The organism is Streptococcus sp. HMSC065C01, from assembly GCF_001813525.1.
GTDB lineage: Bacteria > Bacillota > Bacilli > Lactobacillales > Streptococcaceae > Streptococcus > Streptococcus parasanguinis_V.
In genome coordinates, this window is the sequence record NZ_KV812819.1 from 1 (window position 1) to 236 (window position 236).

At 40.3% G+C, this 236-nt stretch carries 1 protein-coding gene; it reads left to right on the plus strand.

Annotation, left to right across the window (positions count from 1 at the left end; translation table 11 throughout):
* The coding region (locus tag HMPREF2918_RS00210) for a hypothetical protein (RefSeq protein ID WP_141751563.1) at window positions 1-236 on the plus strand (236 nt) is incomplete at both ends.

Here is a 236-nt window from a genome sequence, read left to right on the forward strand (position 1 = left end):
ATCCAATCAGTAGGAATCTCAGATGACTACGATGAAGCTAAGTTGGAACTTGATTCTACTAAGATCAAAGCTTACGATTCAGTAACAGGCGCAGAAGTAACAGATAAATTCGATATCACTGTGAACAACGGTGTGATCACTGCAACCCTTAAAGATGGCTTCACTAAGTCACTTGGCGATGCGGAAAACACACAAGTCATTGACACAACTAAATTCGAATTCGGACGTTACTACAA